This window comes from Kineococcus siccus, assembly GCF_009906795.1.
GTDB lineage: Bacteria > Actinomycetota > Actinomycetes > Actinomycetales > Kineococcaceae > Kineococcus > Kineococcus siccus.
Genome location: NZ_JAAALN010000415.1, coordinates 1 through 902, shown reverse-complemented (window position 1 = coordinate 902; position 902 = coordinate 1). Strand labels below are relative to the sequence as shown.

Genomic DNA, 902 nt, shown 5'->3' with positions numbered 1-902 from the left:
ATCCCGCGACGCTACCGCCGGGTGCCCCCGGGCGGGGGAAGGGGGTCACGGGCACGGGACGTCTCCTCGACGGGTGGGCGCGGGCCCGGCTCATCCTGTCACCGCGCGGCGGCCGGCGCGGGGCCCGCCGGACGCCTCCGCCCGGGGGCACCCGGCGGTAGCGTCGCGGGATGGCGCAGCCGCTGTACGTCGAGACGCTGGTGCGGTGCGACGCGGACCGCGTGTGGCACCTGACCCAGGCCCCGGAACTCCACCCGCGCTGGGACCTGCGGTTCTCGGCGATCGAGCCCACGCGGCGCGACGCCGGAGGCCACCAGCACTTCACCTACTCCCTCGCCCTGCCGCACCCGCGCGCCGCGCTGCTGACGGTGACGGGCACCGGCGCCTCGACCGGCGAGCGGCGTGACGCGCGGGGCCACGGCACGTCGGCGCTGCGGTTCCGCCCGCACGGCGCGCTGTCACCGCTGGGCGAGGGGTCCGGCTACTGGCGCTACGTCCCGACTCCGCAGGGCGTCCGGTTCCTCACCGGCTACGACTACGCGCCCGGGTGGGGCCGCCTCGGCGCGCTCCTCGACCCGCTCGTCGTGCGGCCCGCGGTCGGGTGGGCGACGGCGTGGAGCTTCGACCGGCTGCGGCTGTGGGCGCAGGACGGCCTCGACCCCGCGCACGCGCGCGACCGGGCCCTGCGCGACGCCGGGGCCCGGGCCGCCGCGGTGGTGGCCGGGGCGGCCCTGCTCGCGGGGGGCCTGCGCTCCCGGCGCCCGCGGGAAGCGCTGGGGGGTCTCGTGCTCGCGGCGGCCGCGGTGGCGTGGCCCGTGGGGCCGGGGACCCCGTCGGCGCGGCGCTGCCGGCGCCGGCCGCCGGACCGCGGGTCCGCGACGGCCCCGGCGACGCTCGACGGG

1 protein-coding gene is annotated in these 902 nt (G+C 80.9%); it reads left to right on the top strand.

Annotated elements, in window-relative coordinates:
* Nucleotides 1–170: 170 nt before the first annotated feature.
* Nucleotides 171–902, top strand: a 732-nt coding sequence (locus GTR02_RS21885; protein WP_166609568.1) for a hypothetical protein, incomplete at its 3' end; no start/stop codon positions are given.